This is a genomic window from Trinickia acidisoli, assembly GCF_017315725.1.
In the GTDB taxonomy this organism is placed as follows: domain Bacteria; phylum Pseudomonadota; class Gammaproteobacteria; order Burkholderiales; family Burkholderiaceae; genus Trinickia; species Trinickia acidisoli.
Map to the genome: position 1 here is coordinate 1,182,779 of NZ_JAFLRG010000001.1, position 14,797 is coordinate 1,197,575.

Sequence of the window (14,797 nt, forward strand, 5' to 3'; positions counted from 1 at the left end):
GCGATCGCTCGGCTCCTTCAAACTCGCCTACTTCTCGCGCTTCTTCAAACGGTTCACCGGCAACACGCCCAGCGCGCTCCGCAGACGAAGCTGAGCGCCGTGGCGCGGCGGCTTCTCCTTCATATCTCCATCCACCGCCTTGCCACCGAGCAGGCGAAGGCCCGCGCTCGTTCGCGTTTTCCCCTAGCGATGCGAGCTTGCAAACGTCGCTCATGACGTTATAAATTATAACGAATATGAGAAATAACTATATCGCAGACGACAACAATCGGAGACATCGCTCATGAACGTCCTTTCCCAGCATGACACCGCCTACGAGCGCAAGACGCTGATCTTGCTCGCGTTGGGCTTTGGCCTCGTCGGTCTCGATCGGTGGATCGTCGCGCCGCTGTTTCCACACATGATGCACGACCTCGGGCTCAACTTTCAGCAGCTCGGCAGTCTCATCGGCATTCTTAGCGTGGCCTGGGGCGTGTGGGCAATCGTGATGGGTCCCGTGTCGGATCGCATCGGTCGCAAGAAGATCCTCGTCGCCACGATGATCGCGTTCTCGCTGCTCTCGAGCCTCTCGGGGCTAGCAGCCAGCTTCGCGAGCTTGATGCTGATTCGGGCCGTGATGGGCGTCGCGGAAGGGGCGTTCACCCCGGCGAGCGTCGCCGCCACGGGCGAAGCGTCGCTGCCTTCGCGGCGTGGCTTCAATCAAGGTTTGCAGCTCAGCATGTTCTCGCTGCTGGGCCTCGGTTTCGCGCCGATCATCGCCACGCAACTGCTGCGCGTCCTGCCCTCGTGGCACTGGGTCTTCATGATTTCCGCCGTGCCTGGGCTCATCGTCGCGACATTGATTGCCTTAATGCTGCGCGATCGTCCGAAAAGCGAACTGCCGCACCCCGATGCCGCGCATGGCAAGGCCAATTGGAGCGCGCTCTTTCGCAGCCGGAACGTCATGCTCGGGACGCTCGCCATCCTCTGTGCGATGGCCGGCATCTTCGTCGTCAGCGCCATGGTCCCGACTTATCTCGTAGAGGTGCTGCATCTGGACACGCAAAGCATGGGCTTCGTCGTGTCAGCCATCGGCTTCGGCGGCTTCATCGGCTCGTTCGGTATCGCAGGCGTATCCGATTTCATCGGGCGGCGCGCCGCGGCGGTCATCTCGTTCGTTTGCGCCGCTGTGCTGCTCTACGTGTTTTCTCGCACGGGCGCCAACCCCCAACTCTTGTTCGCACTCCTGTTCGGTATCTCCGTGTTTGCGCTCGGTCTGCTCGGTCTCTTGAGCGGCCCGATCGCTACCGAGGCGGCGCCGCTCGGGCTCGTCGCGTCGTCGGTCGGATTCGTGTCGGGCACGGGTGAGATCTTCGGCGGCGGGCTCGCGCCGGTGATGGCGGGCTTCATCGCTCAGCACTTCGGGTTGTCCGCGACGCTCCAGTTCGCGCTGGCGGGGCTGGTGTGCGGTGCCGTCGTCGCGCTCTTTCTCGTGGAGACGGCGCCTCGCAAGCGAGCTGCGGCCGGCGAGCGTCTCGTGACTTCGCGCGATGCCGCTTGACGGTTTCAAACCGATTTCCAAACTGAACCCGCGGCAACGATCGCGGGGAAGACTTCCAGACCAGGCAAGGAGATATTTGATGAAGCGTAAAGCAGTCTTCGCGGCGGCCGGTGCATTGTTCGCCTCGCACGCGTTCGCGCAGAGCAGCGTGACCCTGAGCGGTTTGATCGACGGTGGCGTGTCGTACATCAGCAATCAGGGCGGCAGCAGTGTCGTCAAGTTCGACGATGGCATCGAAGTGCCGAATCTGCTGAAGATCGACGGAAAAGAAAACTTGGGCGGCGGGCTTTCCGCGGTATTCGATTTGACGAGTCAGTTCGAACTCGGGTCGGGTTCGTTCATGCCGGGGCAGAGCTTGTTCGGGCGTAATGCCTACGTCGGACTCGACAGCAGCAACTGGGGCCGTTTGACGCTCGGCAATCAGTACGACTTCATGGTCGATTCGTTGTTCTTCGGTTTTGACGACGCGGCGTTCTATGCCCAAGGCGTCTACGATTTTCGGAACGGGCCGTTCGCCGGCCTCGCGTTGCCGGGCAACCCGACCGGCGCGTTCGACTGGGACCGCATGGCCGGCGAACGCGTACAGAACTCCGTGAAGTACGTGAGCCCGACGTTCAACGGTTTTTCCGCCGGGGTGCTGTACGGCTTCGGCAACGTAGCCGGCTCGATCGGCGCAGGCAATGCGCAAAGCTTCGGGCTCAATTACGTCAACGGGCCGTTCGGCGCGAATGCGGCCTATACGTTGACGAAGACGGCCGTCGCCGGCGTGCAGGACAGCGTGCGGAACTGGGGCGTCGGCGCGCATTACCACTTCGGCCGTCTTGTCACGACGGCGCTGTTCACGACAGTGCGCAACGAGCTGAACGGCGCGGGCGTATGGCAGGCCGAAGTGGGCGCGGCCTACTCGTTCCATGGGCCGTGGCTTGTGAGCGGCGCCTATTCGTATATGAAAGGCAATCAGGTCGTCGACGACAACCATGCCCATCAGTTGACGACGGAGTTGCAATACAACTTCTCCAAGCGTACGAACGTGTATATCGCGGCCATCTATCAGCGGGCCAACGCAGGCGCCTATGCGCAAATCAACGACGTCATGGTCGCCTCGAGCAGTCCGTCGCAGTTCATCGGGCGTATCGGGTTGCAGACGCGCTTTTGAATGTGAGCGCACGCCATACCGCTTCGAGACGGCGCGGCGGCCGCGCGCCGCATTCTGCGCTCGGCACTCCTTTAGCCGCGATCACGAGGCATCCATGACGATTGGTCTCGCATACGTCCTGCGTCCAGGCGTCGCGGTCATGCGGCGCCTGTCGCTCGGCAAGAAGCTCGCGTTGTTGCTGGTGCCGTGGGTGCCGAGCGTGGGCGTGCTCGCAGCGGCGCGCTATGGCATGTTGTACTCGCCGCGGGTCGTCGGTGCGAGCGCGGCTTGCTCGCTCTACCTCGCGGCGTGTCTCTACGTGAGCGTTCGAGCATCGGTTCGTGCGCTTGCCGACACGGTCGATGCGGTGTGCCGCGGAGATCTGCAGCGGTTTGCGGCTGTAGTCGGCAACGACGAGCTGGCCGACGTCGGCCGCGGCATGGATGCCATGATGCGGCTGCTCTCGAATCTCGTATCAGGCATCCGCAGCGAAGCGGAACTCGTGGCGATGGCCGGCGACGGCATGTTGGCCAACGCCGAAGCGTTGGCTCATCGAACGGACGAGCAGGCCGCGAACTTGCGGCGTACCTCGGAGAACGTGAGCGCCCTAGTCGGCACTGTCGAGATCAACGCACGCGACGCACAGGTGGCCAGCGCGTTGACCGAGCAGGTGCGCGAGGCTGCCGACGGCGGTAAAGCCACCGTGGAGTCGGCCGTCCTGGCCATGCAAGGGCTCTCGCAACGCTCGGGAAGGATGACGGACATCATTGCGGTCATCGATGGCATTGCCTTTCAGACCAACATCCTTGCGCTGAACGCGGCCGTCGAGGCGGCGCGCGCCGGTGAGGCGGGGCGAGGCTTCGCGGTCGTGGCGGCCGAGGTGCGTACGCTTGCCCAGCGGTGCGCGAGCGCCGCTCACGAAGTGAAGCGATTGATAGAAGGTTCCGCTACCGAAGTGAGCGCGGCGATGAACTTGATTCGCGCGGCGGCCGACTCGCTCATCGCCGTCGATGCCGGCGTGCGCGAGATCACCGGCAAAGCGCACGTGATTTGCACGGCGAGCGCCTCGCAGCTCGACAGCTTGCGCGGTATCGGGCAATCGGTGCAGGGGCTCGATCGCATCACGCACAGCAACGCGCAGATGGTCGAGACATCGCTGCGCGCGGCCGATCGGTTGCGCCGGCAGTCGCGCCAGCTCTGCGGCGCGGTCATCGACATGCGATTGCGTCAGGGGTGTGCGGATGAGGCGCGTACGCTCGTCGAGCGTGCCGCGGGGCTGATCGAGCGCGAGGGCCTGGTGGCGGCGGCCGGGCACTTTCATCGGCGCGACGGTGGGTTCGTCGATCGCGACTTGTTCATCATCGTCCTGGACCGAGGCGGCGTGTTCCGCGCGTTCGGTGCCGATCCGGCCAAGGCCGGCAAGGCGGCCGTCGCGGCCCCAGGCGTGAATATCGAGGAATTGAACCGGCAAACGTTCGAGCGAGCCGATTGCGGCGGCGGATGGATCGAATTTCGCAGTCTTCATCCGTCCACGAAGATGCCGGTCGACAAAATGGCTTACGTGCGCCCGGTCGGCGCGCAGCTTGTCGTCATGTGCAGCGTCAACAAGACGGATGGGCTGCAGGCCGCGGTTTCATCCGGGGTCTGAAGCGCGCTGCCCGGCACTCGTTACTCGACGAAAATCTTCCGCAACAAGGTTTTCAACTGCTCGCGCTCGGCCCGGCTGAGCTTCTCGAGCGCCGTGTCATCCGCCACGGCCGCGGCTTTCAGCGCGCGGCCATACAGCCGTACGCCTTGCGTCGTCAGCTCGACATGCTGCACGCGTTTGTCTTCGGTGCTGCGCTGGCGCGTCAACAAGCCGCGCCCTTCGAGGCGATCGAGCAATGTCGCGAGATTCGGCGGCGCAACCGCGAGCGCGTCGGCGAGGGCGCGCTGATTGATGCCGGGGTTTCCTCTCAGGACCGACAGCACGGCGAACTCGGCTTGCCGAAGGTCGTGCTTGTCCATCTCCCTGTCGAACCAAGTCTGAATGATGAGATAGGCACGCCGGATGTTGTAGCCGACGAGCTCGAGCAATTCGGATTGATCCGTTTGCGCGCTCGCGTCGTCTTCGGAAGGGGGCAGCATCGAGGGCATGGGGAGACGGGAATGGTCGGAAAAGCGCATGAATAGCGCACGAAAAGACGGGCCGATCATAACATGCAGCCTCCCGCGTTTTGTGTTCTCTTGCGGTCTCGTGCAGTTCGATACAAGCTTGATCCAACTGCATACAGGAGCGTTTGCCACATCATCTAGTTATGTGATATAACTAATTTCATCGACAACGGACAGATGCCTGGTGGTAGAAATGACGCAACCCTCGTATGAATTGCTGAAGGTCGAATATGCCGATCCTCTGGCATTCGTTTGCCTGAACCGTCCAGCCAAACGCAATGCGATCAGCGACCCGCTCGTCGCCGAGTTGCGCCGCGCCTTCGAGACGATGCCGGAGACGATCCGTGCAATCGTGCTGCATGCGGAGGGCGAGCACTTCTGCGCGGGGCTCGATCTTTCCGAAATGCGCGAGCGCAGTACCGTCGAGGCGATGCATCATTCGCGCATGTGGCATGCCGCATTCGAACAGATTCAATTCGGGCGCGCCCCCGTTGTTGCAGTGCTGAAGGGCGCGACGATCGGTGGCGGGCTCGAGCTCGCGTCGGCCTGCCATGTGCGCGTGGCCGAACCGTCGGCGTTTTTTGCGCTGCCGGAGGGCAGCCGCGGGCTGTTCGTCGGCGGAGGCGCGTCGGTGCGCGTGCCGCGGCTCATCGGCGTCGCGCGCATGACCGACATGATGCTCACCGGGCGCGTCTACGATGCGCGCGAGGGCTACGATGCCGGCATCGCCCAATACCTCGTAGGCAACGGCGAAGGGCTTGCGAAGGCCCGCGAACTGGCCGAACGCATCGCGCAGAATTCGCCGACGACGAACTACGCGGTCACGCAGGTGTTGCCGCGTATTGCCGATCAATCGATTCAGGACGGCTTGCTGACCGAATCGCTCATGGCTTCGGTCGCGCTGAGCGACCCGCAGACGCAAGATCGCCTCGCCGCGTTTCTCGAGCATAGGGCGGCGCGCGTGTGGCCCAAGTGACGCTCGCCATGCGAGCGCCATGCCGCGCGACGGCACACGCCAACATACGGTAGCGCGCTCGACGAGACGGTCGACAAGATCGCAATATCGGAGCAGGACCGAAGGAGACAATCGATGGCAGACCATTCCTACCGACGCGTGCAGTTCGGCGCCGGCCCCCTCGAAGTCACGGAACACCGCGACGGCACGCTGCGTGTGCGCTCGACCACCGCGCTCGGCGCCTACCCGGCGCGCGTCATCGATCGGCTGTTCGAGCATGCGGCTCTATCGCCCGAACGCACGTTCATCGCGCGCCGCGATGCCGACGAGCAATGGCGGCACTTGACGTATGCGCAGGCGGCGGCCGCCGCGCGCAGCATCGGCGAAGCGCTGCTCGCGCGCGGGCTCGATGTGTCGCGGCCCGTCGCGATCCTCTCGGGCAATTCGATCGAGCACGCGCTCATTGCGCTCGGTTGCCTGTGCGCGGGTGTGCCGTACGCGCCGATCTCGCCGGCCTATTCGCTGCTCGACAAAAGCTACGGCAAGCTGCGCCATATCGTCTCGCTCGTGACGCCCGGGCTCGTTTTCGTCGACGACGGCGTGCGTTTCGCGTCGGCCATCGACGAGGCGGTGCCGCCCGGGACCGAAGTCGTTACCGTCGAGGCTGCGAGCGGGCGTGAGTACACGCCGCTCGCGGCACTGCTCGAGACGCATCCGACGCTCGCGATCGAGCGTGCGCGAGCGGCGACCGACGGCGATACGATCGTCAAGTTCCTGTTCACGTCCGGATCGACGAAGATGCCCAAAGGCGTGATCAACACGAATCGGATGTGGGCGAGCAACCTCGTGATGGAAACGGCGGCGTGGCCGTTTCTCGCCGACGAGCCACCCGTTTTTCTCGATTGGCTTCCATGGCACCACACGTTCGGCGGCAATCAGAACTTCGGCCTCACGCTGTTTCACGGCGGCACGCTCTATATCGACGACGGCAGGCCCACGATCGACGGCATGGCAACCACGCTCGCGAATTTGCGTGAAATCTCGCCGACCGTCTATTTCAACGTGCCGAAGGGCTGGGAGGAAATCGCTCGCGCGCTCGAATCCGACACCGTGCTGCGCGAGCGCTTCTATGCGCGCCTGCGCATGCAGTTCTATGCGGGCGCGGCGTTGGAGCAACCCGTCTGGGATCGCTTGCATGCGAGCGCGATCGCGCACTGCGGCGAGCGGATCGTGATGAACACCGGCCTCGGCATGACGGAAACGGCCCCGTCCGCATTGATGGTCGCCGAGACCGAGGTCAGCGCCGGCCAAATCGGCGTGCCGCTGCCGGGCACCGAACTCAAACTCGTGCCGCTCGGCGAGGGTGCGAGCCGCAAGCTCGAGGTGCGCTATCGCGGCCCGAACGTCACGCCCGGATACTGGCGCGCGCCCGAACAGAGCGCGCAGGCATTCGACGAAGAAGGGTACTTCTGTTCGGGCGATGCGGTGCGCTGGCTCGATCCGTCGAATCCGAACCGCGGCTTCGTCTTCGACGGCCGCGTGGCCGAAGACTTCAAGCTCAGCACGGGCACGTGGGTCAGCGTGGGCCCGTTGCGGCAACGCGTCATCGCGGTGGGCAGCCCGTATGTCACCGATGTCGTCGTCACCGGCCACGATCGCGACGAAATCGGCGTGCTGATCGTGCCCAACTTGCCGGCCTGTCGCGCACTCGTGGGGCAGCCTTACTTGGATACGGCGCAACTCGTTGCCGATCCGCGCGTCGTCGAGGCGTTTCAGTCGATGCTCGACAAGCTCTATGCCGAAGGCACGGGCAGCGCCAATCGCGTCGCCCGTGCGGCGCTACTCGATCCGCCGCCTTCGCTCGCAACGGGCGAGGTCACCGATAAAGGCTCGATCAACCAGCGCGCGGTCTTGGCGCATCGGGCCGCCACGGTCGAGGCGCTGCATCGCGGCAACGACATGCTGCACATCTGGCTGCCGCGCCGATAAGAAGCGCCGGCGCACTCGATCTATGCCTTAAATATACTGAGGACTCCTAATCAAGGAGACGAATCGATGAACATCGACAATCTAATCGCGATCGATACGCACGTGCATGCCGAGGTGTCGTGCTGCCAGCCGCCGGACCTGTTCGGCAAGGAGTTCGACGATGCCGCGGACAAGTACTTCGGCACCGTGCTGCGGCAAGGCAAGCGTCCGACGATTCCGGAGACGATCGCGTACTACCGCGAGCGCAAGATCGGCTTCGTGATGTTTACGGTCGACGCGGAAAGCCAGATGGGCCGACGCCGCATTCCGAACGAGGAGATCGCGGAGTTCGCCTCGAACAATCGCGACATCATGATCGCGTTCGCGAGTATCGATCCGCACAAGGGCAAGATGGGCGTGCGCGAGGCGCGGCGTTTGATCGAAGAGCATGGCGTGCGCGGGTTCAAATTCCATCCGACCGTTCAGGGTTTTTATGCGAACGATCGGATGGCCTACCCGCTGTACGAAGTGATCGCGGAGTACGGACTGCCCGCGGTTTTCCACAGCGGGCATTCGGGCATCGGCAGCGGTATGCCCGGCGGAGGAGGGCTGCGCTTGAAGTATTCGGAGCCGATTTACCTTGACGACGTCGCCGCCGATTTTCCCGGCATGAAGGTCGTGATCGCTCATCCTTCATGGCCTTGGCAGGACGAAGCGCTGTCCATCTGCTTGCACAAGCCGAACGTCTATATCGACCTGTCGGGTTGGTCGCCGAAGTACTTTCCGCCGCAGCTCGTGCAGTACGCCAATACGCTGTTGAAGGAACGCATGCTGTTCGCGTCGGATTTCCCGCTGATTCGCCCCGACCGGTGGCTCGAAGATTTCCAGAAGGCCGGCTTCAAACCCGAGGTCCATCCGCTCCTGCTCAAAGAGAACGCCGTGCGTTTGCTGGGGCTCGGCGGCGAGTCGTCCGTGCCCACTGTTTGATCGACGTAAATGATCGACGAAAAATTCGGTGGTAACTCGAGATTTCAAACGGAGTAATCGATGCAAGCAAAAGGTCAAGCGGCGCTCGTGACGGGTGCCGCATCGGGGCTCGGCGCGCAAACGGCGCGCGCATTGGTCGAGGCCGGGGCACGCGTCACGCTGCTCGACATCGACGAGCCCGCACTTCACGCGCTCGCGGAAGAGCTTGGGCGCGGCGCGGCGCAGGCGGTTCGCTGCGACATTACAGACGCCGCCGGCGTGGAGGCGGCGCTCGACGCCGGCGCGCGTGCGCACGGTACCGCCCGCATTCTCATCAATTGCGCCGGCATCGGCGGCGCGAAGCGGCTCGTCGATCGCGACGGTAACGCGATGCCCCAGGACGCGTTCGCGCGCATCGTCAACGTGAATCTGCTCGGCACCTTCAACGTGGTCCGCCTCGCGGCCGCACGCATGACGCAGGCCGAGCCCATGGACGACGGCGAGCGCGGCGTGATCGTTTGCACGGCATCCGTCGCGGCATTCGATGGGCAAATCGGACAGGCCGCCTACGCCGCGTCGAAAGGCGGACTCGTTTCGCTGACGCTGCCGCTGGCTCGCGATTTGGCTCAGTTCGGCGTGCGCGTCGTCACCATCGCGCCGGGGCTGTTTCTGACGCCGTTGCTGTACGCATTGCCGCAAGAGGTGCAGCAATCGCTCGCGGCGTCGATTCCGTTTCCGAAGCGGCTCGGCAAGCCCGAGGAGTTTGCGGCGCTTGCATTGCATGTCGTCGGTAACGTCGCGTTGAACGGCGAAGTCATCCGGCTCGACGGCGCACTGAGGATGCCGCCTCGCTGAGGCGTGACGGTATTCGAATAGTTGACGAATGGCCCGCTGCGCGATCGAGCATTGCGCGGCGGGCTTTTTGCTTCCTACATCCTCACGATCGGTTTGATCGTTTTCCCCTCGAGCGAATCGGCGATTGCCTCGTTGATCTCGTCGAGCGTATAGAACTTGACCATGCGGTCGAACGGGAACATGCCGAGCCGATGCAGGCGTATCAGTGTCGGGATGAACGTGTCCGGCGTCGATTCACCTTCGACGATACCCATCACGCGGCGGCCGCCGCTCATGAAGTGCACGGCGTCGAGCGCGATCTCGGTGCCCGGCGCCGACGCGCCGAGCACGCCACAGGTGCCGCGCGGCGCGAGACTATCGACGGCCTGGCGAATGACCTTTGCGACGCCGGTCGTGTCGAGCGTGTAGTCCACGCCATAACCGGTCAGGGCCGTCAGCGCGGCGACGACATCGTCGCGCGCCGGGTTCAGCGTATGCGTGGCGCCGACGCTGCGGGCGAAGTCCAGGCGTTGGTCGTGCAGATCGATGGCGACGATGGTCGTGGCGCCGGCCACGCGTGCCGCCATGACGGCCGACAGCCCGACCGAGCCCGTACCGAACACCGCGAACGACGCGCCCGCAGGCACGCGCAGCGCATTCATGACGGCGCCCGCTCCGGTTTGCACGCCGCAGGCGAGCGGACCCAGCAATTCGAGCGGCGCATCCGCGGGTACCTTCACGACGTTGCTCGGATGGCACAGCGCGTATGTTGCGAATGACGACTGGCCGAAGAAGTTGCCGTGAATCGGCTCGCCGTTTTTCGACAATGCGCTTGAACCGTCTGCGCGCGTCGCAAAGAAGTTGCGCGGAAAGAATGCGTGGCAATAGCTTTGCGTATGCGCGGCGCAGGCCGGACAGCCGCCGCACGAATCGTAGGTCATGACGACGGCGTCGCCGGGCACGACCTTGCGCACGTTGCGGCCCACGCGCTCGACGATGCCCGCGCCCTCGTGGCCGAGCACGACGGGGTGGGGTGTCGGCAGCAGGCCGTCTCGCACGACCACGTCGGTATGACACACGCCCGTTGCCACGACGCGCACGAGGATTTCGTCGTCGCGCGGGTCCTCGAGCTCGAGTGTTTCTATGGAAAGCGGTCCGCCTTTCTCTCGAACCACCGCGGCTTTGATCTTCATCGATATCTCTCCCATCCTATGGGCGACAGGTTGGTGCGGCGAGGGGGCCGTCGCTGCGACGAATCCCATCGCGTGCCGACCCGCACCAAGTCAAAACGGCGTGCGCTCCGCGGTGCTCTTCACGGTCACCCATTGCCATTGCGTGTACTCGTCGGGGTCGGCCGGGCCGCCCATGCTGCCGCCGTTGCCCGAGTCGCCGCGCCCGCCGAACGGGTTCACGCACTCGTCGGCGATCGTCTGACCGTTGATGTGCAGCAGGCCGCATTTGAGCCGCTCGCCGATGGCGCTCGCGCGTGCCACCGACGCGCCGATCACCGCGCAGGCCAGGCCGTATTCCGTCCGGTTGGCGAGTTCGACGGCCTCGTCATCGCTGTCGAACGGCGTGATGACGGCGACGGGCCCGAAGATCTCTTCATCGAAGGCACGCATGCCGGGTTGTACGTTCGAGAGGACCGTCGGCTTGTAGAAGAGGCGTTCGAACGTGCCGCCGGCTTCGAGCACGGCGCCGGCCTCGATCGAAGCGCGCACGATCGCGTCGACGCCGCGCAGTTGCCGCTCGTTGATGAGCGGCCCGATCGCAACGGTGCCGCTGGCGGGATCGCCGACAGGCAGCGTTTGGGCTTTGTCGATGAGGCGCCGCGTGAGCTCCGCGGCAATCTTTCGATGCGCGACGATGCGCCCGGTCGCCATGCAGATTTGCCCTTGATGGAAGAACGCGCCGAACGCCGCGTTGCTCGCGGCGACGTCGAGGTCGGCATCTTCGAGCACGATGAGCGTGTTCTTGCCGCCGAGTTCGAGCGAGACCTTCTTGAGTAGACGGCCGGCGAGCTCGCCGACTTTTCGGCCCGCGGCGGTCGAACCCGTGAAGGCGATCATCCTTACCTCGGGCGCTTCGACGACGGCCGCACCCGCGTCCGCATCGCCGGGTACGACTTGCAGCACGCCAGGCGGCAACCCTGCCTCCTCGAAGGCGCGGGCGATCAGAAAACCGCCGCTGACCGGCGTTTGCGGATCAGGCTTGAGCACGACGGCATTGCCCATCGCGAGCGCGGGCGCTACCGAGCGCATCGACAAGATCAGCGGAAAGTTGAACGGCGAGATCACGCCGACGACGCCATGCGCGACGCGCCGCGCATAGCTCGTTCGACCTGCGGTGCTCGGTAGCAGTAGACCTTGCGGCTGCAGCGGCAGGGCCGCGGCGATGTGAAGCTGCGTCGCCGCCTCGGCGACTTCGAGCTGCGCTTTGGCAAGGATGCCGCCCGTTTCGCGAGCGATGTAGCGCGCCGCGTCTTCCAGATTGCGTTCGAGCGCAGCCGCCGCGCGGCGCAGAACAGCGGCCCGCTCGCGTGGCGCCAGCGCAGCCCAGGCCGGTTGCGCGGCCGCTGCCGCCTTTGCGGCCCGTGCGACGTCGGCCGCGCGGGCGACGCCGATGTTCGTCAATCGTTCACCGGTTGCAGGCTCGATGACGTCGCGCGTTTGATCGGCCGCATACCAACGGCCGTCCGCGCCGCCGAACAGGCCGCCGTTCCAGACGTCGTGATCGATGAGCGCCGTGCGCTGGCTGTCTGTCATATCCGTTGTCTCCGTGTTTGAGGTGGTTCTGGATTGTGTCTATGCGACGCGGGGGTGCGATGCGGGGTGCCCTTGCGGCGCTCGGCGTGCGGGGTCTCCCTCCCGACGTTCCGACTACTGCATTAATGTTATAGCATATAACTAATATTTGGGGTATCGACTTTGTCGTGCCGTCGTTCAACCTCATGCGTCGATCGATGCGCGTCTCGCCAGGGCGTTGCGGTGATTGCATGCGGACGATAGTCGTTTACCCGCAATGGTTGTTCTCGCGCTAGTGTTCTTGGACTGATTGTATACAATCATCGGCATTGAGAGAATGATGTCTCTGTCGATGAAGATTTTTTAATGCATTGATGTGGCGTAAATTAAGTCATTTTCGTGATGAGCGCCGACAGCATAGAAAGTGCTCAACGTTGGGAGTGAGGGTAAATGTATACAAAGGAGATGCGCGAATGTTCTTGAAGAATGCTTGGTATGTCGCCTGTACGCCGGATGAGATCGCGAGCAAGCCGCTCGGGCGGCGGATCTGCAACGAGCGCATGGTTTTCTTTCGCGGAGCCGATGGCGGGGTGACGGCACTCGAGGACTTTTGCCCGCATCGAGGGGCGCCGCTATCGCTCGGTTTCATGCGCGAGGGCAAGCTGGTTTGCGGGTATCACGGCCTGACGGTCGGCGCTGACGGCAAGTGCACGTCCATGCCTTGCCAGCGCGTGGGCGGTTTTCCGGCGACGCGCCGGTTCCCCGTCGTCGAACGACACGGCTTCGTCTGGGTTTGGCCCGGCGACGCGGCGCTCGCCGACCCCGCGAAGATTCATCCGCTGGAGTGGGCCGACAACCCGGAATGGGCCTATGGCGGCGGGCTCTATCACATTGCTTGCGACTATCGGCTGATGATCGACAATCTGATGGACCTCACGCACGAAACCTATGTCCACGCGTCGAGCATCGGGCAAGCCGAGATCGAAGAGTCGGCGCCGCAGACGAAAGTAGAAGGTGATACCGTCGTGACGAGCCGCTTCATGGAAAACATCGTGCCCCCGCCATTCTGGGCGGCGGCGCTGCGCGGGAACGGGCTCGACGACACCGGTCCATGCGATCGGTGGCAAATCTGCCGTTTTACGCCGCCAAGTCACGTGCTGATCGAAGTGGGGGTGGCGCACGCGGGCCACGGTGGTTATCACGCCGACGCGCGACACAAGGCGTCGAGCATCGTCGTGGACTTCATTACGCCCGAGACCGAGACATCGATTTGGTACTTCTGGGGCATGGCGCGCAATTTCCGTCCCGGCGATGGCGAACTCACGCGCGCGATCCGTGAAGGCCAGGGGAAAATTTTCTCGGAGGATCTCGAGATGCTCGAAGCGCAGCAGCGCAATTTGCTCGCCTATCCCGAGCGCAACCTGCTCAAGCTCAATATCGATGCCGGCGGCGTGCAGTCTCGCCGTGTACTCGATCGGCTGGCCGCGCAAGAGCAGTTGGCCGTGAGCATCGTTGAGTGAGCGCCGCCATGCAAGTCAGAATCGCTCGCAAGTTCGCCGTGGCCACCGACATCTGCGCGTTCGAACTCGTGCATCCCGACGGTGCGCCGTTGCCCGCGTTTTCGGCCGGTGCTCACGTCGAGGTTCGTCTTCGCGATGGGCTCGTTCGCCACTACTCGCTGTGCAATAGCCCGCTCGAATCGCATCGCTACCTGATCGCTGTGCTGCGCGATGCGCACTCGCGCGGCGGATCGATGGCCATGCACGCGCTAGAGATGGGCAGCTCGATCGAGATCGGAGCGCCGAACAATCACTTCCCGCTAAACCTGCGCGCGCGCCATTCGCTGCTGCTGGCGGGCGGGATCGGCGTCACGCCGCTCATGGCGATGGCCGAGGCGCTCGATCACGCGGGGGCATCGTTCGACCTGCACTATTGCACGCGCAGCACCGAACGCACCGCGTTTCGCGATCGCTTAGCCGAGCCGCGTTTCGCCGGGCGTGTTCATCTATACTTCGACGACGCGCGCGACGGCACGAAAATATCGTTCGATGCGCTGCTCGCGCAGCCACGTGTCGATACCCATCTTTATGTGTGCGGACCATCGGGTTTCATCGAGGCGGTGACCGGCGCCGCGAAAGCGGCCGGTTGGATCGACGCGAACGTGCATCGGGAATATTTCGCGGCCGGCGTCGCTGAAGGCGACAGCAGCGCATTTCAGGTCACGCTTTCGAGCACGGGCCGCGTCATCGATGTCGCGCCCGACGTGACCGTCGTTGCCGCGCTCGCGCAAGCGGGCGTCGAGCTACCGACTTCGTGCGAGCAAGGGGTATGCGGCACGTGCTTGACGCGCGTGCTGTCGGGGCAGCCCGATCATCGCGACGTCTATTTGACGGACGAAGAGAAGGACGCGAACGATCAGTTTCTGCCGTGCTGCTCGCGCTCGAAATCGCCGATGCTGGTGCTCGATCTCTAGCGCACGTGCGGCCGTGCGTGTGTGGGTT

General features: G+C 64.0%; 12 protein-coding genes. 9 read left to right on the forward strand and 3 right to left on the reverse strand.

From position 1 onward, the window contains the following. Window positions 1–283: 283 nt before the first annotated feature. From J3485_RS05495 to J3485_RS05505, 3 genes are all read left to right on the forward strand, one after another. Window positions 284–1,540 (forward strand): MFS transporter, encoded by a 1,257-nt coding sequence (locus tag J3485_RS05495; RefSeq protein ID WP_206951533.1) that lies wholly within the window; start codon window positions 284–286, stop codon window positions 1,538–1,540. A gap of 79 nt (window positions 1,541–1,619) precedes the next feature. After that, the gene (locus tag J3485_RS05500; protein WP_206951534.1) at window positions 1,620–2,696 is read left to right on the forward strand and encodes a porin; all 1,077 of its coding nucleotides are present in this window, start codon (window positions 1,620–1,622) and stop codon (window positions 2,694–2,696) included. A gap of 94 nt (window positions 2,697–2,790) precedes the next feature. Continuing rightward, the gene (locus J3485_RS05505) at window positions 2,791–4,323 is read left to right on the forward strand and encodes a methyl-accepting chemotaxis protein (RefSeq protein ID WP_206951535.1); all 1,533 of its coding nucleotides are present in this window, start codon (window positions 2,791–2,793) and stop codon (window positions 4,321–4,323) included. A 20-nt stretch (window positions 4,324–4,343) separates the two neighbouring features. Here J3485_RS05505 and J3485_RS05510 read toward each other — a convergent pair whose 3' ends face one another. Continuing rightward, window positions 4,344–4,802: a MarR family winged helix-turn-helix transcriptional regulator gene (locus tag J3485_RS05510; protein WP_242538495.1), complete on the reverse strand. Its 459-nt coding sequence runs from the start codon at window positions 4,800–4,802 to the stop codon at window positions 4,344–4,346. A gap of 220 nt (window positions 4,803–5,022) precedes the next feature. On the opposite strand from J3485_RS05510, the gene J3485_RS05515 reads away from it, so the two are divergent. The 4 genes from J3485_RS05515 to J3485_RS05530 all read left to right on the forward strand — a co-directional run bounded on the left by J3485_RS05515 (window position 5,023) and on the right by J3485_RS05530 (window position 9,573). Next, a complete protein-coding gene (locus tag J3485_RS05515) occupies window positions 5,023–5,805 on the forward strand; it encodes a crotonase/enoyl-CoA hydratase family protein (protein ID WP_206951536.1) in 783 nt (260 codons plus the stop codon). 114 nt (window positions 5,806–5,919) lie between these two features. Next, window positions 5,920–7,773 (forward strand): feruloyl-CoA synthase, encoded by a 1,854-nt coding sequence (locus tag J3485_RS05520; RefSeq protein ID WP_206951537.1) that lies wholly within the window; start codon window positions 5,920–5,922, stop codon window positions 7,771–7,773. 66 nt (window positions 7,774–7,839) lie between these two features. After that, window positions 7,840–8,739 carry an amidohydrolase family protein gene (locus tag J3485_RS05525; RefSeq protein ID WP_206951538.1) on the forward strand — a complete coding sequence of 300 codons (900 nt, stop codon included), beginning with the start codon at window positions 7,840–7,842 and terminating at the stop codon, window positions 8,737–8,739. Window positions 8,740–8,799: 60 nt separating this feature from the next. After that, entirely contained in the window at window positions 8,800–9,573 is a 774-nt protein-coding gene (locus J3485_RS05530) for an SDR family NAD(P)-dependent oxidoreductase (RefSeq protein ID WP_206951539.1), read from the forward strand. Window positions 9,574–9,647: 74 nt separating this feature from the next. On the opposite strand, the gene J3485_RS05535 is transcribed toward J3485_RS05530, so the two are convergent. Next, window positions 9,648–10,745, reverse strand: coding sequence for an NAD(P)-dependent alcohol dehydrogenase (locus J3485_RS05535; protein ID WP_242538496.1), 1,098 nt, complete (start codon window positions 10,743–10,745; stop codon window positions 9,648–9,650). 90 nt (window positions 10,746–10,835) lie between these two features. Continuing rightward, entirely contained in the window at window positions 10,836–12,317 is a 1,482-nt protein-coding gene (locus J3485_RS05540) for a benzaldehyde dehydrogenase (RefSeq protein WP_206951541.1), read from the reverse strand. Window positions 12,318–12,769: 452 nt separating this feature from the next. On the opposite strand from J3485_RS05540, the gene J3485_RS05545 reads away from it, so the two are divergent. Together J3485_RS05545 and J3485_RS05550 are read left to right on the forward strand one after the other, a co-directional pair. After that, window positions 12,770–13,816 (forward strand): aromatic ring-hydroxylating dioxygenase subunit alpha, encoded by a 1,047-nt coding sequence (locus J3485_RS05545; RefSeq protein WP_206951542.1) that lies wholly within the window; start codon window positions 12,770–12,772, stop codon window positions 13,814–13,816. Between the two features lie 8 nt (window positions 13,817–13,824). After that, window positions 13,825–14,769 (forward strand): PDR/VanB family oxidoreductase, encoded by a 945-nt coding sequence (locus tag J3485_RS05550; RefSeq protein ID WP_206951543.1) that lies wholly within the window; start codon window positions 13,825–13,827, stop codon window positions 14,767–14,769. Window positions 14,770–14,797: the final 28 nt, after the last annotated feature.